Genomic DNA, 21,656 nt, shown 5'->3' on the forward strand with positions numbered 1-21,656 from the left:
AGCGGGCGACTGGATACAAAGCCGCCTCGACGAGATGGCAAAGCAATGGGCGACACGCGCCCGAAAAGCAAAATAACCCCTACGTCAACGCCGCCTTGCATCGGCGCTTACGCTGCTTCGGCGCCTTCGCCGAGAAGGTCGCGACCGGCCTGTCCCTGCGCCACGATCACGGCAGCCAGTATATGTCCGATGATTTCCAGGCTGAGATCCGCTTCCTGGGCATTGAAAGTTCCCCGGCGTTCGTCCGTGCCCCCGAGGGCAATGGATGCGCCGAGCGCTTCATCCGAACCCTGAAGGAAAGCCTGCTCTGGGTCCGACCCTTTGCGACCGTCGAGGATCTCCGACAGGCCCTGCTGGAATTCCGCGATCTCTACAATGAAACCTGGCTCCTTGAACGGCACGGGTTCATGTCCCCGAACGCCGTGCGCGCCAGGGCTCTTTCCAATGCGGCCATCGCCGCTTAGGCTTTAACCAGATGTCTCAAAAACCGAGGCCGGTATCCCGCAATCGGGTGGCGGTATGAGGGCTATCATTATGTAGGGCGCATTTTTGCCGTCGTTTGGCCGGAGAGTTGTGCATCCGGTCGAGCGCTGAGTATCGACCTGAAGCTCGAAGAACTTTCACGCAGATGTTCAAAGACATCTTGTCCCATCTCGTTAATGATGAGCCGGCCGAGTACATCACCTTTAATATACTCCACCGCTAATAAGCTAACGAGTGGACTATCCGTCACTAGGGCCTCAACCGCATCGTCTGCACGAAACTCGGCGATAACAGCCTTTGCCTGATCAGCGACAACAGCGGAAAGGCGTCGACCAGCTAACCTTATGACAGAGCTTTCGCCGCACAGCGTCAGGTCATAACAGACGGGCCCGTCGAGTACACGTCTGCCGTAGACTGCAACATGCACCTCTATTCCACGCGCGCTCGCCTGTTCCAAACATGGAGCTACGTATTCCAATTCTTTGTCCCACAACGCAGCGTGAACTTCATACTTTGCGTCTTCGATCGTATTGCGGATGGCAGAAACGACACCTTCGGTTGAGCGAAGAGACCAAATTAGCCCGTTTGTATGCGAGGCAGGAAGTTGGGCAAGACCATTTTCGGCAGTGGTGAGATCTGCTTCAAACTGCTGTCTGAGTGCCCCAATAAATTTGGAATGTGAGACAGCGGTATACCGCACAGGCTCGGAGCGCGTCATCAAAACAGCTCCTTTAATTTCTAGCCGCTGGAGCGTCTCATAGATTTTTGAAGGTGGAATTCCAGACATCTTGCTCACCTCATGACCGTTCATGGGTGGGGCTTCCAAAAGCGCACAGTAAGCCCTTGCCTCGTACTGCGAAAGTCCGAGACGCATGAGCGCGGCTAACGTCTTCTCTGATGACTTCTTATTTTCCATGAAAGTTATCTAGCACATTCTCGGCATTTGCGATACACTACCGCGGTAGTTAACCGAATCGATGGAGCTTACGATGCGAAAGAACATTTCTTCTGGGTCGGCCTGGGAGGCTAAAATCGGGTATTCACGTGCCGTGGTAGCAAATGGTCTGGTTTTCGTCTCGCCGACCGCTGCTACTGGTCCAGATGGAAAAATAGCCGGAAAAGGCGACGTTTTCGCCCAGACGAAATTAATCCTCCAAAAGGTCGGTGAGGTCCTTGCGGACGCAGGATCGAGTTATGAAAACGTGGTGCAGACCAAAATATATTTGACAGACATTTCAAAATGGCAAGAAGCCGCGAAGGCAAACGCAGAGTTTTTTGCAGACATTCGTCCCGCGCTTGGGATTTTTCACGTAAAGCCATTCGTGGATCCAGAAATATTAGTCGAGGTCGAAATCATAGCTTTCGTATAACCGATTTCAATACTTGGTGAGCGCAAAAAATGGGGCAAATTCTTCGTGCTCCGGCTGTTGCTAGCCGTCCAGAGAATCTACGAACATTTGTTCTGGCTGCAACGTCTGGTATCGCAATCTCCAATGGTTTTTCGTTGCAACCACTATTGCCGGAAGTATCAACCAGTCTTGGATCGGATATAGGGGCTTCAGGCCTTGTCGTCGCTGCGCCCCAAATAGGCTATACTATTGGATTGCTGCTTCTGACGCCGCTTGGCGATCGATATAGCCGCAAAAAAATGACCTATTATCAATTTATAGGGCTGGCGGCATGTCTTTTTGCGGCGGCTGTTAGCGTCTCTCTTTCGGTACTCGTCCTCGCCTGTCTTGCGATTGGCGTGATGATCACGATCGTTATCCATCTTAATTCCTTTGCCGCAAGCCTTGCTTCCCCTACGCATCGCAGCCAGGCCGTTGGTGCGGTTGCGACCGGGATAGCTCTTGGCATACTTGGCGGACGGGTCATGGGAGGCATACTAGGCGGCTATCTCGGGTGGCGGCCTATGTTGGTGATAAGCGCTGTGCTTTCGCTCTCGTGTGCAGTCGCGATCCGCTTGTTAGTCCCCGACGAAGCGCCGAAACCTAGGATGCGCTATGTGGAAATTCTGCGTTCGCTGTTTCCATTATTGAAGGGGAGTTGTTTGCTTAAGGAAGCAGCTTTCGCTGGGGCCTTCTGGTTTGCTGCTTTTAGCGCATTTTGGGCGTGTCTAGCAGCTCATGTGGCCGAACCGCCGTTCTATTTTGGCCCACAACGGGCCGGCCTATTCGGTTTAGTTGGTATTGCAGGAGCTTTGTCCTCACGTTCTGCCGGACTGTGGGCCGATCGTATTGGGGCGCACAAAGTTATCGTTGCCGGTATCATGACTGCCTGTATCGCGTTCGCAACTATGTGGTATTTCCATTCGAGTTTGTGGGCGTTAATAATTGGCGTATTATTAGTTGATATTGGTCTCTTTAGCGCGCAGGTTGCCAACCAAGCTCGCGTTCTATCGCTTGATCCTAATGCGCGCAGCCGACTCTACAGTATTTATATGTTCTTATATTACAGTGGCGGGGCAATGGGTTCTATTGCTTCTCCAGCGCTTTTAGACGGACTCGGATGGAATGCCGTCTGCGGGTTCTGCTTGAGTTTGACGATTATTAGCATTGCGGCTGTCCTGTTCGGTGCGAAGTTGCGTACATTGCGATAATTTCCATGAATAAGTCCGCGGGGAGTGACCCTGTCCCGAACATGCCCACGGATTTAAGTTAGGGTCTATGGGTTGCTATATGCCGTTTCTGGCGTGCTGAGTGAAAGGCCCCGGCGTCACGCCATTGAGGCTGGTGTGACGCTTGACGGCGTTGTAGTCGGCCCGCAAAGCGTCGATGACCGTCCGAGCGTGGGCAAGGTTGCGGAACAGGTGACTCGTTTACGTCAGAGCCAGTCCGGGGGGCCGAGTTTCGGCTCAAACCCGACCTGGGTTTGAGCGAAGTGGAATTGCTATGAGCACCCCCGGCGGCCAGTGGCGCAATCGGGAGACATTCGTGCGGGAGGGGGATGGGATCGTCGATCTTCTGACCTGCAAATGGGCACGTGAGCATGAGTATCGGTTGACGAAGGAGGTCTGGGCATTCCGGGAGAACAGGATCGCGGTGCATTTTGCCTATGAATGGCATGACGAGAAGGGGCGGTGGTTCCGGTCCTGCGGCAACGAGAACTGGGAGTCGGATGAAAACGGCCTGATGCGGCGCCGCGTTGCCTCAATCAACGATCTGCCGATCGATATCGGTGCCTCGCTTTTTCATTGGCCGCAGGGGAGGCTACCGGACGATCATCATCCGGGCCTTTCGGTTCTGGGGTTGTGAAGGGGCACATTGCTATCGACCAAAAGAGCTTTCCATTTCTTCAGTCGTTTAGCTACGCTGCCAAACGTTCAACGAACCCGCTGACAAGTCGCAGGCTACATTGGTTGCAGGCCCCCGCAACCAAAAACACATCCAAAACCCCGCTAAGTCACTGACTAGGCGGGGTTTTTTGTTGCGCCACACACCACGCGCTATCAAACTTTTAATTATTTCAAGGGCTTAATACCCGTAGGTTCAAATCGGGGTCCATGACACCCGCAACCAACTCTCCTGTATGCGGGCGTACAAGGGCGGGCTCCGGCGTGCCGGGGCATAAGCGGGCGTAGGAGAAAGGACAGGGGAGGAGACACTGCCCTCGGGCATGTAGAAACTCCTGAGAAAGTGCTTTGTCGGGATGACGGCAATGGGGGAGAGAGGATAGTCGGCTATCGGTAATGCGAGATCGAAAGCAGCCATTCGCAGCGTTCACTTTCATGACTGCTACCGACCAAGCCGGGACATTCGCGTATTAAATTTTGAATGGCCGCTTGCGACGGAAGCAGCCGTTCGAGACACATCGGGCGGCGCGTCACATCCGATCGCTTTGACCGATCACGGCCTCTGGACGGCGCAGCGCGATTTCGGCACTGTGATCTCACTATGCCTCTGTCTTCAAACAATAGCTTGCGCCTCGTTCACACGTCTGACTGGCATATCGGCCAGGAGCTCCACGGCCATGGCCGGGAGGAGGAGCATGATGCGTTTCTCATCTGGCTGCTCGACCGGTTAGTCGAGCTTGGCGCGCACGTCCTGGTCGTCACGGGCGATATCTACGACGTCGCCAATCCACCGGTCTCGGCGATGGCGCGTTTCTATCGTTTTCTGCGCGATGCTCTTGCGCGTTGCCCGGCGCTGCAGATCATCGTCGTTGGCGGGAACCATGATTCTGCGGCACGCCTCAATCTTCCAGGCGCCCTCCTGGGAGAAGGTCGCGTCCATCTCGTCGGGCAGATACCGCGCCTGAACGGCGAACTCGATTTCGACGCGCTTCTAATCCCGCTCGCCGGGGACGATGCTGCGCCGGCCGCCTTATTGTGCGCGGTCCCCTATTGTCGTCCAGGGGATCTTGGACGCGGCGACCTCGCCGAGCTCTATGCCGAAGTCGCGACCGCCGCGCACGCGCGGGCCGAAGGCTTACCCGTCGTCCTGACCGGTCATCTTCACGTCTCGGGTGGCGATGTCTCCGTGGACTCGGAGCGGCGCATTGTCGTCGGTGGCGAAGAGGCTCAGGCGGCGACACTGTTCGACGCGCGGGCGACTTATGTCGCGCTGGGCCATCTCCATCGGCCGCAGACCATCGATGGTGAGACGCTGATCCGCTACGCCGGTTCACCACTCCCGTTGTCGGTCGCCGAGCGGGATTACCGGCACTCCATCAGCGTCATTGATATTGGGTCCGACGGGTCAACCCTGTCAGTTCTCGAAATACCGCGACACGCACCCTTCCTGTCCTTTCCGCCCGATGGTCCAAAACCTCTCGACGACGTCGCGCTGGCGTTGGCAGCCTTCGATTTTGGCGAGCCGGAAACACCGGGGCGGCAACCCTTCGTCGAAGTTTCCGTGGCGCTCGACCGGCCCCAGCCGGGAGTGACATCGCGCATCCACGCCGCCATTGAGGGCAAACCCGTAAGACTGACGCGCATCCGATCGGTTTACCCCGAGGCTGCGACCCAGGGCGGCCTCTCTGGCCAAGCCGATGCCCTGGACGGGCTCGAGCCGGGTACAGTCTTCGCCTCACTTCACGCGGACAAGCATGGAGCGGCACCCGATTCCGCGGTTTCCCGAGCGTTTGCGGAACTGGTGATCGCGGTCCAGGCGGAGATCGACGCATGAGGGTCCTTGCGATACGCGGCAAGGACCTGACGAGCCTCGCCGGCGAGTTTGCCGTCGACTTCGAGGCGGAGCCGCTGGCGTCGGCCGGAATTTTCGCGATCACGGGCCCGACCGGTGCCGGCAAATCGACTCTTCTCGACGCCATCTGCCTCGCGCTTTTCAACCACGTCCCCCGCCTCGCGTCGGCGGCTTCGGGCCAGATCGGCACGTTGGGGGCCGAGATGGTATCAGCCAGCGATCCCCGAGCGCTGCTCCGCCACCGGGCCAGTGATGGTTATGCGGAGGTCGATTTCATCGGGCTCGATCGAGGACGTTACCGGGCGCGGTGGGCCGTACGGCGCGCACGCGGTCGCGGTGACGGGGCGTTGCAGAACGTCGTGCAGACCTTCACGAACCTCGACACCGGTCTCGCGCTTGGCGGCACGCGCACCGAAACCCTGACTGCAATCCGCACTAAGGTCGGGCTAAACGCCCAGCAATTTGGCCGCGCCGTCATGCTTGCGCAGGGTGACTTCAACGCCTTTATCGATGCCGATTCAAACACCCGCGCTGAATTGCTCGAGAAGCTGACCGGCACTGAACTCTATGCCCATCTCGGCATGGCGGCGCGCCGGAAAGCGGACATGCTTCGACAGGCGCTCGCGGATATCGAGATCCGGATCGCCGCGCAGAACGGGCTCGACGACATCGCCCGGGCCGAAGCCGAAGAGCGGCTCGTCGTCACGCGCGCCGAGCATGAGCGAACGAGAGCCGAGGTGTCAGCCCGCGAGGGCGACCGCAGTTGGTACAGCCGCGCCGACGAGCTGGCCAAACTCGTCGATGGCGCCGATCGCAACCGTGCAGCCGCGGACGAGCGAAGCCGGGAGGCGGAACCGCGCCGTGTTGCTCTTACGCAACGACGCATCGCCCATTCAATCGTGCCTGCCTGGCGGGCGACCGTGGAGGCGGACGCCAGGGTGGCGGAACTCGTGAAGCGCATAGCGGTGCTCGGAAAAGCGGCCGACGCCGCCCGTGCGAGTGCAATCGCCGCGTCCGTACGCCACGAGGAAGATATTGGTGCGCTGGTTCGCGCTGAAGCCGAGCGTGAACGACACAAACCCGAAATCGAGGAAGCGCGAGCGCTCGATCGGCGGATCAGCGAAGTGACCGGGTCACTGACGTCGCTGGTCGAGACACGGGTGGCCGCCGCCAGCCAGGCGGCGGACAGTGCCGCTCTTCATGCTGATGCCGTGAAAGCGCGCGATAAGGCTACCGCGCAACGTGACGTCCTGACGCGCTGGATAGAGGATCATCGAACCCGTGAGAATCTTGCCGCCCGGCAAAATGACCTGTCGGCCGACATCGAAGAGCATGCGTCACAGGTCGAGAAAGCGCAAAACATCGAACGGCAGCGCAGGTCGACCGGCGAGCGCATCACAGCTGCCCGGGCGAATTGCGACAAGGCCGAAACGGCCTCGGCTTTGGCAAAGACAACTTTCGAACAGTCGGAAGCGAGTGCCAAAGAGGCTGCGGTTGCCGTCGCGGCGGCCGACGATATTGCGATCGCCGAACAGGCGCGCGATCTCCTCGTCGCGATCGAGCCTCGCTTGCTCAGCTACGAGCGCGCCTTGGCCGATCTCGATCGCCTAGAATTGGCCGATCGCGCCACACAAGAAGAAAAAACCGGGCTCGAGGCAGCGCTTGCTGGCTCCGAGGCCCGCAGGGCGGAGATCGATGCCGCCCTGCCGGTGCTTCAGGCGCGCCACGAAGAGACGAGCCGCGCCGCCGCCCTCTCGGCGGCCGCATCCGACGACGCTGCCGAACGCCTTCGCAGGGCATTGCTCGACGGTGAGCCTTGCCCCGTTTGCGGCGGGAGGGATCATGCGGTGGAGGCGCTCGCCGGCCTGATCGATGGGCGAGCCGATACCGATGCCGCACGGGTTCGCGAGATTGACGGCGAGATCGATGCGTTCAACCGGGAGCGTGCGGTGCTAGTCGAGCGGTTCGATGCCGTCAGCCTCAGATTGACCACGCTCGATGTCAGCCTTGCCGGGACGAGGACGGCGATCTCATCAGCATCCGATGCCCGGAATGCGTCGTTGAGCGCGCTGGAGACGGCGCTCGACGCCTGTGGGATCGCGCACACCCCGGACGCGTCTGCCTTGCGTGCTGATATCACCGCACGTGTCGACGCGATCGACGCGCAGCGTCGTTCGCACAGGGAAACACAGGACGCGGCGCGACGTACGGCCCAGGCTCTCGACGAAGCCCGATCCGCCCTGGATCGTTCAGCCCAGACCGAGCGGGCAACGACCCAGGCATTGCGTGATCTGGAGAGCGAAGACACGCGGCTTGCCGAACGACTGGCTGACACCGTCAAGCGTCGCGATCAGCTCGGGTCCGAGCTGGATGCCGGCCTCTCCCCCCATTTCGACTGGCGTGAGAATCGTGCGCCGGTCACGACCCTTGCGCAGCGGGTCGAAGAATGGCGTGCGCAGGTACAGGCCTTGGCCGCGGTGAATGCCGAATTGCCAATCCTCACGAACGCCACGCACGAGGCCGATGTCGTGCGCGGCCGCGATGCCGAGAGGCTTCAGGCAGCGCAGCGGATCGAGCAGGCCGCGATTCAGGAACGCGACCGCCTGACGTCCGAACGCGCGTCGAGGCTCTCTGGCGAGCCCGTGGCGACAGTGAGCGAGCGCCTGGAGTTGGCCGTGCAGGCAGCTTCCCGCAGAACCGAGGATGCGAGGGCGGCGCTGGAGGCGGCCCGTGCCGAGGTGACGGCCTGCGAAACCCGGCACGAGCAGGCGAGCGGCAACCTTGCAGCCGAGCGGGCCGAGGCGATAGCCCGGCACGATACGCTTCGAGCCGAACTGGCGGCGAAGAACATCGATGCTACGTCGATGCCTGAGGTGGCGGTTGAGGATATAGCGGTCCTCGACCAGGAAGCCCGTTCACTTGGCGAACTGGACCGCGCCATCGTCGCGGCCGTGGCAGAGTTGCGCTCCCGTACCGCCGATCGGGACGCGCATGCCGCCACCGAGGCGCCGCTTCTCAGCGTCGAGGAACTGAGCGCCGTGCTAGTCGAGACAATCGCAGCGGAGACCCTGGCGCGAGAAAGCCTCACCGAGGCGGAGATGGTCATCCGCCAAGACGACCGCGCCCGGGAGGCGACAGCGACACTTCGGCAGACCCTCGACCGAGATCGGGCGTCCGCCATGCCCTGGCTTCAGCTTGACGTACTGATCGGGGATAGCACAGGGAACAAGTTCCGCCGCTACGCCCAGGGAATGACGCTCGAGCGCCTTCTGCTTCATGCCAATGTGCGGCTCGCCGAGCTCAAGCCACGATATTCGCTCGAGCGGGTGCCGGGTGGAGAAATGCTCGTACAGGTGATCGACCATGACATGGCGGGCGAAATCCGCGGGCTCGCCAATCTCTCGGGCGGTGAGCGCTTCCTCGTCAGCCTCGCGCTCGCGTTAGGCCTTTCCGAAATGTCGACGGGTCAGGGCATGCGCGTCGAGAGCCTCTTCATCGATGAAGGTTTCGGCTCGCTCGACAGTGCGAGCTTGGGCCAGGCGATCGGTGTCCTCGAACAACTCCACGCCAGCGGGCGCCGCGTCGGTGTCATCAGCCATGTTGAGGACGTGAAGGACCGGATCGGCGTGAAGATTGCCGTCTCGCCCGCGTCGAATGGCCGCAGCGCAATCGAGATACAGGGCGGATAGAAAAGTCGCCAGGCGCGGGTTGCGTCGCGACCGTGCGTCTCGCATTCTTGCCGAAAAGCGGGAGAGGCTGGTGGCCAAGAACTTGATCGACTGGGCAGCCGGGCAGCATGCGTGGGTGAGCGATAGCTTGCGGCGCATCGCGATGGCCGCCGACCATGTGATCGGCGATGAGGATGTGGAAACCATTCTCGCGAACGTCAGGGCGGCAGCGCGTGAAGCGGTCGCCAATGATGGCGATCTCCGTCCGCTCGATACCTCGCATCTGGGAAGCATCTCGACCGACAGCCGACGGACGATCCTGGCACAGCTGGGGCCGGTCGAAAATATCGACCGGCTTGCCGGCGACCAACGGCTCCGGATCGCGGCCGAGGGTATCACGCTGGTTTACGGTGAGAATGGCAGCGGCAAGAGCGGATACACGCGGATCGCCAAGAGACTGTGCCGAAGCCTGTCAGTCGATCAGCTGCGGGGAAACGTGTTCGCGACGGCTTCCGGACCGATGCGGGTCGAAGTCCGGTATCGTGTCGGTGACGACGAGGTTCAAACGCTCGACTGGGATCCGGCGACGCCGCCGCCCTCCGTTCTGCGGCAGATTTCGGTCTTCGACAGCCATAATGCCCGACTCTACGTCGATGGCGATAATCGGATCGCCTATCTTCCCCAAGAGCTCGCGATCCTAGAGCATCATGGCGATGTGTGCCGACGGATAGCGCAGTCGCTGAATGACGAGGAGAAGATACTGGCTGGCCGCCTCAAGGTGCCGCTCCCGGCGGGCTACACCGCTGGAACCGAGGTGAGCATACTGCTCGCGCGGCTGGCTTCGACGAGCACGACCCTTCCATCCGAAGAACTGCTTCGTCAGCTCGGATCGCTCTCCAAAACGGAGCTTCTCGATCTTGCGACGCTTGAGTCCGAATTGGCGACGGATCCGATCGCACAGGCCGCAACGCGCAAGAGGGCAAATGCCGTCCTGAAGAGGGTCGAGGAGGTGTTCGGCGATCTCGGCAATGCGCTCTCCAACGCGGTCGGCAAGAGACTCCAGGATGCGCGGCAAGAGCTGGCAGCGGCCGTCACAGCGGAAAGGCTAGCGGCGACTTCGAGCTTCGCTGACGAACCCATGGCCAATGTCGGCGGGCCGGCCTGGCGAATTCTGTTCGAGGCGGCGCGCGCGTTCGCCACGGGCGATGGTGAGGCGGCGCCGGCACGTTTGCCCGAAGCGGCCGGAGATCTGTGTCTACTCTGCCTTGAGCCCTTGTCCTCTGCGGGCGCTGAACGGCTTACGCGTTTCAACGACTTTGTAAGCGGCGAGGCGTCGCGCCGAGCGGACCGCGGGCGCGACGGATTGAAGACGCTCGTCGAGACGATCGGCAAAATCGCCATACCGGCAATCGATGTTGTCGAGGAAAGTCTCTCCGGATACCGCGAACTTGGTGACACTCGCCAGGATCTCGCTACTCGGATCCTCGCACTGCTCGCCGAATTTGGAGCCCTGCGAACGGCCTTGCTCGATGAAGCGGCGACGTCACTGCCCGCAGCGCCGGATACCGCGAAGATCATTGCTGAGATTGCCCAAGAGCGACGGACCCTTGAGACTGAGGCGTTGGCGCTTCAGCAGGACGCAGCACACAGTGCAGGGCTCGATGCCAAGCGAGCGCGCCTCGCGAATCTCAAAGACAGGGTGAAACTCGGCCACGATCTTGAGACGATGCTACAGCGGCTTCGCGACCTCGCCGAGAAGAAGGTTTTGACCGACTGTCTTGCGCAGGTCGCGACACGACCAGTCTCCAACCAGATCACGGCGCTTCGGAAGGAACTCGTGACGGAGGCGCTGGAGAAACGCATCATCGACGAGATCGACACTCTCGATCTTGCACATCTGCCGTTCAAGGTAAGCGACTCCAGCTCCAGCGGCCAGAACCTGTTCTCAGTAGGCCTTAAGGGAGCTGGAAAGATCAGGAACAACCAGATCCTCTCGGAAGGCGAACAGCGCGCTTTGGCGCTCGCCTGTTTCCTGGCGGAGATAGGTGGCAACGATCCCCGTTACGGGATAATCGTCGACGATCCCGTCTCATCCCTGGACCATCTGCGACTACGAAAAGTCGCGCGCCGGCTCGTTGCCGAGGCCCAAAAGGGGCGACAGGTCATCGTCTTTACGCACAACCTGGTATTCTTCAACGAGATGGTCTCCGAAGCAGCAAGAGCGGGCGACACGGCACCTGTCATCAAGACCGTCGTTAGCAAGACCGTAGCGGACGGCTTCGGAATTGTGCGGGAGAATAGCGAGCCATGGGTTGCCGATCTGAATGCGCGTATCGCCAAGCTTCGCGATCGCGTTAAAGGCCTTGGCGTCATCACCGACTTCGATACCGACGAGTATCGCCGTCACGTGAAGGATTTTTACTCCGACCTGCGGGAAACGTGGGAACGCGCTGTCGAGGAGGTCGTGCTCGCAAAGACGGTCGTGCGGTTTGTTCCCGATGTGATGACTGGACGACTCAAGGAGGTTACGGTTACTGACGAGGACTATCGGACCATATACTTCGCAATGAAACGGGCATCCGAACGCTCGGGTCACGATATGTCCGCCGGCCGCGGTATACCACAGCCCTCGCCCTGTGAGATGGCGGAAGACGTGAAAGCCCTCGACGAGTTCCGGCTCGATTATAACAAGCGGCGGAAGTTGACCTCTGCTGCTCGAGAAGCGCTCGAGGGTCCGCGCGTTGCAACTTTGCTCTGAAATTAAGTTCGAGAGGCCGCAATGCGATACGCTGGACTGCTGATCGGCGCCAATCTCATTCTGGAGCAAAGTCGAGGATGGTCCGGAACGGTCATCACCCGTGGTTCAGTTCCTTCTTGGATGGATGACCGCTCTCGAGAAGCGCAAAGCGAGGGCTGAACATCCGGGTATGGGTTTTCGCTTCAACTGCCCAGCCCTGCTCATATCGAGCTACGCGTGCAATTCTGCCGGGAATGTCAGGTTCTGACACCAGCAGTCGCTTACTAGGGCCCGGACCCATAAAGGGATTCCCATTGTGAGCGGCCTGTGATTCGCTGTCTCTGAAAGGAGATGAGCGATGGACGCTGACCTTTTCTGGCTTTCGGAGCGGCAGTTTGCGCGGATTGCGCCGCATCTGCCCACCGATACGCGTGGCAAGCCGCGTGTGGATGATCGACGCGTGATCAGCGGCATCATTCAGATTATGCTGTCCGGCGCGCGGTGGGAGGATGCGCCGTCCGCGTATGGCCCGCGCAAGACGCTCTACAATCGGTTTCAGCGCTGGGCTGCGAAAGGCGTCTGGGCGCGCCTGTTCGAGGCGCTGGCGCAGAGCGGTGGACCGTCTGCCGAACTTCTGATCGACAGTTCTGCCGTGAAGGCCCATCGCTGCGCCTCCGGCGGAAAAAGGGGGAGCGACACCACGCGATCGGCCGAACCAGGCAATCGGCCGATCGCGTGGCGGGCGCACGACCAAGATCTACGCGCTGACGGGTGCCGCCTGCCGGCCGGTCGCCTTCGTGCTGACCGGCGGCAACGTCGCGGATTGCACGAAGGCGGCCCCGCTGCTGGAGCAAGTCTCGAACGTCCGGCTGATCCACGGCGACAAGGGCTACGACACCAACGCGGTGCGTCGACAGATCGAGGACAGGGGCGCCGCGCCGAACATCCCGCCCAAGGTCAACCGGGTCTGGAAGAACTGCTTTTCGCCGGTCCTTTATCGGACGCGAAATGCCATTGAGCGCATGTTCAACCGCCTCAAGGACTTCCGTCGCATCGCGACACGTTACGATCGCAATGCCACTAACTTCCACGCCGCCATCTGCCTCGTCGCGGCCGTCAGCTACTGGTTATGAGTTCGGGCCCTAGGACTGCCGGCAAAGTCAGCAATGCCCCAAAGATGGTCTATTGAAGTGCGCCTAACGATGTCGGCTTTTGGGCACCCGTCATAACTGTTTGGATGTCTGGCATGAGGCGAAAGCAGCCTGTCTGCTTGTCACGCGCTAAGCGGACTTACCGGTTTCGCCTCATCCCGGTCATACAGGCGGTTAGGAGAGTTTCCCGAAAGCCGACATGAATCCATCCGACGCTCTGCCGACAAAGGCAGATAGTGGACTTGCGCACGAATTCCAATCAGCCGAGCTTCGAATCTCGGCAGGCGGGCCATATGAGAACTATGTGTAATCCATAGCCCTCTATACCTCTCCAAAGTAGGCACGAACGGACTGCACATCAGAATTCCGCTTCGCCGCCGTTAACCGAGCGCTTCTTCTATGACTTTTTCCACCAGCTCAGGCGTCACTTTGAACCATTCGGTTGCGCTGAAGGATCGTCCATCGGGTCCCGTCACCCTCAGGGCAACATGATACGATCGAAGCGCCCGGTGGATAAGCTGTTCAGCTTCCTTTGCCGAGTGACCCACCAGTTCGAAGGTAACAAGAATGTCTACTGGTGCGAACAAGAATGTCGCCTGCGTTTCAGCATGCGCGATGCGATCCTCCACTGCCCCCGATGTCGTGCCGATCTTAAGCAATCCCTGGATTTCGGGTTTGTCCGATCGAGAACGCAGCACGTAAACGAAGCCAGTTCGCGCGCCCTCGAAAAGGGGACCGACATTTGTGGTGCCGATGCGCCGCGCATCTTTGTCTTCATAAAGGCGCCGGACGAGCGATGACATCAGCAGATTGGACTCCGTGCCGTTGTCGAAAATGACGCGCAGGCGAGCGTCTGGCTTACTATTGCGCCGGTGCTCGTCGCGAAGGTCCGCAACATGGACGAGTTGCCCCTTGAGGACAAAGAACTCGCCCAGCTCGACGCGCTCCTGCCGAAAAGGCTGGGGTCTGCGCGTCCCTCCGTCTACAGCCTTGCGAATGCTATCAAACAGCGGCTCGAAGCGCTCGAAATCCGGGCAAGGGCGCCGGTCGGCGACGAAGTCGGGGCGCGCCATCGGCTTTAGTTCGTCACGCACTTCGAAGATGTCAAAGCCATCGGCCAGCAGCGGATCATCGAGAGGATCTACGACACGTACCCCACCGAAGACGAGATTACGCGTATCGTAAGATGCAAGCCCATCCAGGTCAGCCTTCGAAGCTCGCAGCCCAGCCAGTTCATTGGCAAGCATGCGCTCCCGCACACTGCGCCCTGGCTCAGAGACCGGCTCGGCACCAGTCTCATCCATGAACGCGTTGATGCGTTCGATGACCTCAACCGCGCGGGCAAGGAGGGGCGTTCGCGCTGCCCTAGGCTTCTCGTCAGCTGTGATTAGAAGTTCGTCGTTGAGATAGTCGATCGTTTCAGGCATCGACATGTCCCCCGTCCGCGCCCGCCATGGCAGCACGCTTTTCTCGCGAAAGTTTGCGCATGAAGGCCAAACCTTCTGCCAGCCTGACCTCGCGTCCATTGGGGGAATTCAAGTTCGGTTCGCGACCCTCGCGCTGAATGAATTCTTTGATGCGAGGATAGAGCTTCTCGGCCTCATCCTGGGTCATGCTCACCTTCAAAGCCCGAACCTCGCCGTGAAGGCGTGCGAGCAACTCCTCGGAAAGTTCCTTGGACAACAACTCATAGGCGTCATCGAAGTCGCGTCGGCCGCCGAGCAGGTCTACCTGCAACTCCCGCACGTTTATGAACCGCTTGGCTTGTTGCACAAACCGGTCTCCAGCGTTCGATGCACTCGGGGCATTCTCGCCAGCGCCATCGTCCGGTTCCGCAAAGAGAGACTGTTCCCCGTCGGACATGCCGGGCGTCTGGATAATGCTTGGATCCTTGGCGACCTCGCGACCTAGTCCGGCGCGCACGCCGAACAGCCCCACCGCGTCCTGTACCTGTTCTGCTGAAAAGCCAGGGTAGCGCCGCCTGATTACATCCGTGACGACGAGGTCGTACATCACGTCCGTGTGGTGGTCGTCGGGGTTAATCATAACCGTCAGCGTGCGCGAGTCATTCTGCACATCGGCAAACAGGTCATTGAAGTCGTTTTCGATCGCCTCCACGGCCTTTTCGTCGATTTCCGGCATACCAACAATTTCGATTTCGCCAGCATTAGTCACCGGAACAGGCTTAGAATCGTCGCTAGGCGAGCCGTCGAACTGGTCTGCGCCTTTTTGTGTGCGAAATTTGAAGACCGGCGCCATTACCTGCTCCATCAGGAGCGAAACCGAGATGGCCTTGAGCATGTCGTTGACGGCGCGGCTGACGGCCTCGTCCTTTGCAAATGGCGCGGATACGAGGTTGGTAAACTGCGCCTCCGTTTTGCCTGGCGCATCCCGTGTCGCTCGACCGATGATCTGCACCACTTCGGTCAGCGACCCCCGATAACCGACCGTCAGAACGTGTTCGCACCACACCCAGTCGAAGCCCTCCTTGGCCATGCCCAGCGCGATGATAATGTCGACATCTTCGCGGTCCTTTACGGCGCGGAGGCTCGCCAGTACCTTCTCTCGTTCGGCGCTGTCGTCCACGAGATTCGCGATCTTGAGTGTATGGCCTTCCGCCGTGAGGTGAACAAAACCGGTCGTGGCATCGATACTGGTTTTAGGGTTCTTGCCCAATCGATCACCGATCGCATCCACGATCGCGTCCACAGCGAACATCTTGCTGACACCGCTGCCCTCGGCTGAACCAACATGCGGTATATGCACGATCGTCTTCATGTGGGGGGCAAGAGCATCGCCGATCGCGTCAAGGTAATTGCGCTGGTAGAAGCGGAAGTTAATGCGAAGCGTCTTGAGGTATGCGTAGCCGTTGAGCTGTTCATAGTAGGTGTAGATTACCTTCTCGAAACGGGCCTCATCCTGCGGATGAAGCACCGCCGTGCCGTCGCCGCGGAAGTACGATCCAGTCATAGCGAGGATGTGCGCAGCGTGGGACCCTACTTCGCCCGCCCGATCGACCAATCCGCGCAACAGGTTGCCTAGCCTGCTGTTCTCGTCCGAGGAAGCGTGGTGCAGTTCGTCCACGCAAACGAGCGCGCGATCGAACAAGCTCACGTTATCCGTCTTGGCGTAGGCTGCGCGTAGGGTGGAGTGGGTGCACAGCGCCGTCTGCCCGCCGCTCTCGCCGCGCAGGAACCCTATCAGTTCATCCACCTTGCGCCCGGTTTCCGAGCCTACGGTACAGAGGTCGAGGTCGAGCCGCCAGTCCGAGTGGAAGCCGCCCGCAGCGAGGCCAGTGTTTCGGAACGAGGAACCGATAGAGCGTTCGGGCACCGCGATTACCACACGGTCGACGGCGTGTGTGCGCAGCTTTTCCAGCCCTACGAACATGGCTGCGCGCGACTTACCCGAGGCGGGCGGCGACTTAACCAGTAGGTGTTGCGCATCCCTCTTATCCCATACCCTGGCCTGCATAGCGCGCATACCGAGCCTATCGGTGACCTTGGAGGCGCCCGTTCCGTCGTAATTGAGCGTGATAGATCCGAGCCCGTTTTCACCCGCCTTGTTTGACGTCTCGCTCATGCGTTCACCTCATCTTCTTTGATCTTGGACGGCTTTGCTGCTCCCACCGCCATGCGTGCGTAGAGTTGTAGCATGTGCTCGACCCGGTCGGCATCCGAGCGGTAGCGACGCGAGCCAAACACCGTCTCCATCGTCTCATCAAGCTCTTCATGGGCGCGGCGTAGGGCTCGGGGCATGTTGGCAGGTACGTAGAGCTCCCCCAGGGAGCGGCCGAACCCCGCTTCCTTGCGAGCCTCATCGATTGCCCACCAGTGCTCTTCCAGCTCCATCTTGCGGCGTTCCGAAAGGGATGGGAGGGGGAACGTATTCCATACGAGAGTATTCGAGTAGCGCGGGTCCTCCTTAAGGCGCCCCCCCACCGTCTCCAGCCACAGTCGATGCAACCGCGAAGACAAGACGGCTGCCTGCCAAATCGCACCGTCGAAGATCCCGAAGGCAAGATTAGAAACGATGTTGGTTTCGTCTTTCACCTCTACCGGCAGCCAGTAACGGTCCTCGCTCGCTGCCCCAGGGACCATGATCGTGTGCGATGTCGCTGCGCCGGGACGTTGCAGGAAACGATGAGGCCGGTCTGCGAACGCCTTTGAAATGTCGGACGCCTCCTCCTTGAAGCGGTCCCGCGCCACGGCCTCGAATCGTCGTGCCAGTTCGGGAATGGCCTTTGCCTCTTCGACCTCGTCGTCCCCCACCCATAGGCAGTATCGTTCGACGCCCTTCATCAGCTCCTGAGAGCCATAGAGCCGACGCACAAAGCGGGCCGCATCCGGCTGCGCCTCCAGCAGTGCATCGCGCTCGTTACGGTCGAGAATTAGATTGCCACCGTCGGTCGGCTGGTTGCCACGTGTCATCGGTTCCAGATCGGGTGCGAGCGGCTTGCTCGTCTTGGCCACAATCGCCGTGGTGCCGGGCGCGAGGTAAGGGCCGATCACCTCCACGTCTCGCACGGTATCGCCGTCGAAGAGGCGTTTGGGTGCGGCGCTTGGCGTCCCCATGCCGATAATCACGCAAGTCACGCCCGCGTTGTTGGCCGCGAGATTCGACCACTTGAATGAGCGATGGGCGAAACGAATTTCGAGGTCTTCGAGTAGGTGGGGCCAAAGCTCGGGCACCTGCACGCCCTGCACGATCGAGTTGGTGGCCACGAAGGCAAATGGCGCGCTGGTTGCCAGCGCGTAATCACGCGCTTTGGCGAACCAGAGCGTCACGTAGTCGAGATTGCCCCAGTTCTTGACGCGCCCCTTAAACACGCGTGCCATGTCGGCCTTTTGCTCGGGCGACCAATAGGATGAGCCGCGGAACTGCGGGTTCCCTACCACCACGGTTTCCGCCCCTGCATTAGGGGGGCAAACCTCTAACCAGTCGATCTCAGCCGCGTTGCCCTTCACAATGACCCCAGCCTTCTGAAGCGGCAGGAAGTCGGTGCGCTGGCCCAAGTCCAATTCTAATTGCTGGTCACACTGATACTTGGCGATCCAAAGGCCCAGCCGTGCCGCCTGGCACGCGAAGTCGTCGATCTCGATTCCGAAAAACTGTTCCAGTGCGATACCCGACAGCCGCGGCATGGCAAGACGGCGCAAAGCTTCGGTCTCTAGAGTCCGCAGTTCCTTGTAGGCGAGAATCAGAAAGTTGCCGGAGCCACATGCCGGGTCGAAAACGCGGATGCAGCCGAGCCTTTCAAGGAATTCGCGCAGGCGCCCCTTGTTCGCTCCAGCCCGTTCGAGCTCTGCTTGCAGTGAATCGAGAAGGATGGGCTCCAGCACCTTCATGATGTTGGCTGGCGATGTGTAATGCATCCCCAGTTCGCCGCGCTTCTCAACGTCAACGACGGCCTGAAGCATCGAGCCAAAGATGTCAGGATTGATGAGCTTCCAATTCAACCCGGCACAGTCAAGCAGCAGCTTACGGCAACGCCCGTCCAGTGCTGGCATAGGCACGTCTTCTTCGAACAACGAGCCGTTCACATACTTCAGCTTGGACCAAGGGCGCGTCTCCGGTGACCGCTTCGCTGGTGGTGTGTCCATATACTTGAAGGCGCTCTGCAGAAACGCCGCAAGATCACTGCCGTCTACGTTCGACTGCCGAACGGCGGTTTCAAACACGTCCTTATCGAAGATGCCGACATCGTCCGAGAACAGGCAAAACAGAATCCGCGCCATGAAGATATTGAGCGCGTGTCGATCCGCTTCCGTCGTCCAACTCGGGTTCGCATCGCGTACCGCGTCATGAAAGCGCGAGATAAAACGCGTCGCCCGAACGTCCGCCATGCGCTCTTTCTTCGGAACGTATCTCTCATGACCGCCAAGCGGAAAGAAAACGTCGCCTTCCAGAGAGAGCATGTCGAGGCCGATACGCAGCGGCTCCTCGTCGAACTTCGGGCTCGTATCAAAGGCAGCGATCCGCTCACCATCATAGGCGAGCAATATGCGCGGACGGCGTCCCTTTGGCGAAACCTCAGCCTCTGCACGCATACGGTCCAGCGCCGCGTCCGCCCCTCCCGGTCCGGTGGTTTCGAAGCGGAGCATTCGTGCCCACAAGAATGCCCCGTCTTTGGCGGTATCGCGCAGTTTTGTGATCGTAGCACGCGGCGCGCCTACCGCCTCCATCAACGCCAAGCCGAACTCGCCTCCCGCTGGAGGTTTCCCCGCGAGGTCGTCAAGATTGGAGTATATTTCCCCCGGGGTCAGCATATTCTTCGACTTGTTCCTAACCTTGTTGCTCTTCGCATCTGTCGTGTTCCGTTCGCGAATTGATTGCCCGCGGGTGGCAGATATTTTTCCTTTTGTGCATTCTTTTGCGGTATTCGATCAGTTGGCAGCAAACACATGCGAGGAGGCCATTATAAGCTTAGGTCCCAAGGACTCATCATGGCTGTCGTTTATCTGCGACTGATTTCCGTAGCTAAATTCGATCATCATCCTTCATACAAAACGCCAGCTTCAGCAGGCAGTTACTCGTAGACCTGACTTTCCGGATACCCATGTCGTCGCCTACGGCTTCGTAGACAAAGCGGCGTCTAGCCGCGCGACCGTTTTGGTCTCGGAAGCTGCCTTGTGTAGGGCGGCCCAATCGTCCGGTGGACTGCCCTCGTTCAGCATTCCTTTGAAGACGTTGTAGGCATCGGTCTTCGCGCCATAGGTCCGGAGCGTTGTTTGGTCGTTGACCCAGGCAAAGATGATGACTTTCGCATTCGAGTCATAACGGAAGAACAGGCGAAAGCGGCCGTTTCCAAACTTCGCCCGGAACCAGTGCTTGTAATCATCGCCGAGAGTAGAGCCTTGCCGATAGACGGTCGCCATCGGGTCGGCCGGAATCGCCTCAAATACGAGCTTGTTCAACGCAGCCAGTAGCTTGGTGTTCGCGTTCTTTCGATAGTCCTCGGGCTTCTTTGCTTTCAACGCTTGGACGGCCCCGGTCAGCTTCTCTAACTGATCGAGGAAAAGGGGATGCGCAAGGATGGTCCAACCATTGATCGTGAGCATGACTAGAGTGCGACGACCCCGTCGATCTCGGCATCGAGGTCAACGTCGATATCACCGACCAGCGCAGCCATACGATCCTGCAACGTAGCAGGCAGCGGGACGACGGAGGTACCAGGATGCTTGGTCATGTCGTGCGCGAGAAACCTGAGGAAGCGATCGACGACCGGATCGCTCACCTCTTCCGTCGCCTTCTCGACATAGACGCGGAGCTCGTCATCAACTAAAAATGCGATGCGTCCGCCATAATCCACGCCCAAGGCCTGCCGAACAGCCTTGGGAACCGTGGTCTGGCCTTTAGCAGTGATGGTGCTTTCTTCTTTCAGTAATGCGGCCATGTTCAGGCTCCCAACTTGATCGCAAGTTAAGTAAGGAATTTTCCTTACCTTGTCAAGTGGCAAATTTTTGGGGGAAGCGCGGATCATTGCCGCTTCTGCGGCTCGCCGGGCCTATCCAGCTTACTCTCGGACATCTGCAGGTCGGCGAGGAACTGGCCGTACAATCTCGCTCTTCAAACGTTTCCTCGTTGGCTTAAATAGGAAGTGTGCCAAGGTAAACGCTTTTAAATAACGGGCGATATTGCCATGCGGAGCGGATGGCTGTGCGTAATGGTCACGTCAAGATGTCAGGCGACCTCGGCCGCGGGGACGTGGTCCGCGCGCCAGGCATCGAAGCTTTTGCGTGCCCTGCCGGTCAGAAGCGATAAAAACACGTCAGGATTGCCGGCATAAAGGCAGTGCCGCATGGAGCAGCACGAGAATTACGGAATTGGTAGGGCATGTGAGAACCCGTGTCGGCAGGGCAGTCACTTAAAAGGCGATATCAAATTGATAATTATCGAGATAGTCGGCCAATTTATGCGTCAATCGGCGGTGTTTGGCGGATCATCCATGTGGGATTGGAACCATTACATTGAATCAATTGGCGGGCGCTTGGCTATCTTATGAATAAACGTCGATTTTCAGAAAATCTCATGGATTATTTGACGACCGGAATGGGGTAAAAGCCTTCGCGAGTGTCGTCCATGTGAATGTCCCGTTTTGCCGATCGCTCTAAACAAAGCCGACCTTCCGTTTACCCCCATTGCTGTCGAAATAATAAAGGTGGGTATGGCCTTTCACCCGGAAATCTCACACGGGCCTTCCGAGCCTGTGTCGCGGGTGGGAATGCTCGTGATCTGATGTGTGTCGCTGGGCGTCGCGGGTGCTTTTCCGTTTTCCAGACGAGCGGGAATGTCGCCCGTCGATGGAAGGGCGGTTTTTCGGGGGCATGGCGGCTTGCGGTGTCTGGTTCGTCAGCGTGCCGCTTTTGAGAGCAAGGCATGGGCGAGCCCGAACTCGTATTGCCAGGGATGGGCCGACGCCATGGCGACGCGGACGCGCCGGACACTGCGGATGACCTGGGCACCGATCTTC

Annotated in this window: 14 protein-coding genes and 1 pseudogene; 8 read left to right on the forward strand and 7 right to left on the reverse strand. The window is 59.5% G+C overall.

All coding sequences use genetic code 11. The annotated features are described in order from the left end of the window. Nucleotides 1-464 (forward strand): integrase core domain-containing protein (locus HLH48_RS21270; protein WP_246387654.1); only part of this gene is annotated, 464 nt, incomplete at its 5' end. 68 nt (nt 465-532) lie between these two features. Here HLH48_RS21270 and HLH48_RS21275 read toward each other — a convergent pair. Continuing rightward, nucleotides 533-1,399, reverse strand: coding sequence for a TrmB family transcriptional regulator (locus HLH48_RS21275; RefSeq protein ID WP_182999478.1), 867 nt, complete (start codon nt 1,397-1,399; stop codon nt 533-535). A 73-nt stretch (nt 1,400-1,472) separates the two neighbouring features. On the opposite strand from HLH48_RS21275, the gene HLH48_RS21280 reads away from it, so the two are divergent. Further along, on the forward strand, nt 1,473-1,853 hold the full coding sequence (locus tag HLH48_RS21280) for a RidA family protein (protein ID WP_182999479.1): 381 nt from the start codon (nt 1,473-1,475) through the stop codon (nt 1,851-1,853). Between the two features lie 29 nt (nt 1,854-1,882). Next, nucleotides 1,883-3,082, forward strand: a complete 1,200-nt coding sequence (locus HLH48_RS21285; RefSeq protein WP_182999480.1) for an MFS transporter — start codon at nt 1,883-1,885, stop codon at nt 3,080-3,082. Between the two features lie 75 nt (nt 3,083-3,157). Here HLH48_RS21285 and HLH48_RS21290 read toward each other — a convergent pair. Continuing rightward, nucleotides 3,158-3,295: pseudogene (locus HLH48_RS21290) on the reverse strand (integrase core domain-containing protein); the annotation flags it as partial. 79 nt (nt 3,296-3,374) lie between these two features. Here HLH48_RS21290 and HLH48_RS21295 point away from each other — a divergent pair. The 5 genes from HLH48_RS21295 (at nt 3,375) to HLH48_RS21315 (ending at nt 13,165) form a co-directional block, all read left to right on the forward strand. After that, a complete protein-coding gene (locus tag HLH48_RS21295) occupies nt 3,375-3,737 on the forward strand; it encodes a DUF1348 family protein (protein ID WP_182999481.1) in 363 nt (120 codons plus the stop codon). A 639-nt stretch (nt 3,738-4,376) separates the two neighbouring features. Next, on the forward strand, nt 4,377-5,609 hold the full coding sequence (locus HLH48_RS21300; protein ID WP_182999482.1) for an exonuclease SbcCD subunit D C-terminal domain-containing protein: 1,233 nt from the start codon (nt 4,377-4,379) through the stop codon (nt 5,607-5,609). Beyond that, complete coding sequence (locus tag HLH48_RS21305) at nt 5,606-9,316, forward strand: AAA family ATPase (protein WP_182999483.1); 3,711 nt, start codon at nt 5,606-5,608, stop codon at nt 9,314-9,316. Before HLH48_RS21300 ends, HLH48_RS21305 begins: the two co-directional genes overlap by 4 nt. A gap of 70 nt (nt 9,317-9,386) precedes the next feature. Then, nucleotides 9,387-12,053 carry an AAA family ATPase gene (locus HLH48_RS23710; protein ID WP_182999484.1) on the forward strand — a complete coding sequence of 889 codons (2,667 nt, stop codon included), beginning with the start codon at nt 9,387-9,389 and terminating at the stop codon, nt 12,051-12,053. 337 nt (nt 12,054-12,390) lie between these two features. Beyond that, a protein-coding gene (locus HLH48_RS21315; RefSeq protein WP_373320202.1) for an IS5 family transposase occupies nt 12,391-13,165 on the forward strand; the annotation gives its coding sequence in 2 pieces (ribosomal slippage) (nt 12,391-12,714 and nt 12,716-13,165; 774 coding nt in all). Nucleotides 13,166-13,563: 398 nt separating this feature from the next. Here the strand turns inward: HLH48_RS21315 and HLH48_RS21320 are convergent. The 5 genes from HLH48_RS21320 to HLH48_RS21340 all read right to left on the reverse strand — a co-directional run bounded on the left by HLH48_RS21320 (nt 13,564) and on the right by HLH48_RS21340 (nt 20,579). After that, a complete protein-coding gene (locus HLH48_RS21320; RefSeq protein WP_182999485.1) occupies nt 13,564-14,610 on the reverse strand; it encodes a GIY-YIG nuclease family protein in 1,047 nt (348 codons plus the stop codon). Continuing rightward, nucleotides 14,603-16,765 carry a DEAD/DEAH box helicase gene (locus HLH48_RS21325; protein ID WP_182999486.1) on the reverse strand — a complete coding sequence of 721 codons (2,163 nt, stop codon included), beginning with the start codon at nt 16,763-16,765 and terminating at the stop codon, nt 14,603-14,605. Before HLH48_RS21325 ends, HLH48_RS21320 begins: the two co-directional genes overlap by 8 nt. Continuing rightward, the gene (locus HLH48_RS21330) at nt 16,762-19,452 is read right to left on the reverse strand and encodes a class I SAM-dependent DNA methyltransferase (protein ID WP_182999487.1); all 2,691 of its coding nucleotides are present in this window, start codon (nt 19,450-19,452) and stop codon (nt 16,762-16,764) included. Before HLH48_RS21330 ends, HLH48_RS21325 begins: the two co-directional genes overlap by 4 nt. 300 nt (nt 19,453-19,752) lie before the next feature. Further along, the gene (locus HLH48_RS21335; protein ID WP_182999488.1) at nt 19,753-20,244 is read right to left on the reverse strand and encodes a type II toxin-antitoxin system YhaV family toxin; all 492 of its coding nucleotides are present in this window, start codon (nt 20,242-20,244) and stop codon (nt 19,753-19,755) included. Nucleotides 20,245-20,246: 2 nt separating this feature from the next. Then, nucleotides 20,247-20,579 carry a type II toxin-antitoxin system PrlF family antitoxin gene (locus tag HLH48_RS21340; protein WP_182999489.1) on the reverse strand — a complete coding sequence of 111 codons (333 nt, stop codon included), beginning with the start codon at nt 20,577-20,579 and terminating at the stop codon, nt 20,247-20,249. Nucleotides 20,580-21,656: the final 1,077 nt, after the last annotated feature.

The sequence above is a fragment of the Gluconacetobacter sacchari genome, assembly GCF_014174255.1.
Classification (GTDB): Bacteria; Pseudomonadota; Alphaproteobacteria; order Acetobacterales; family Acetobacteraceae; genus Gluconacetobacter; species Gluconacetobacter sacchari.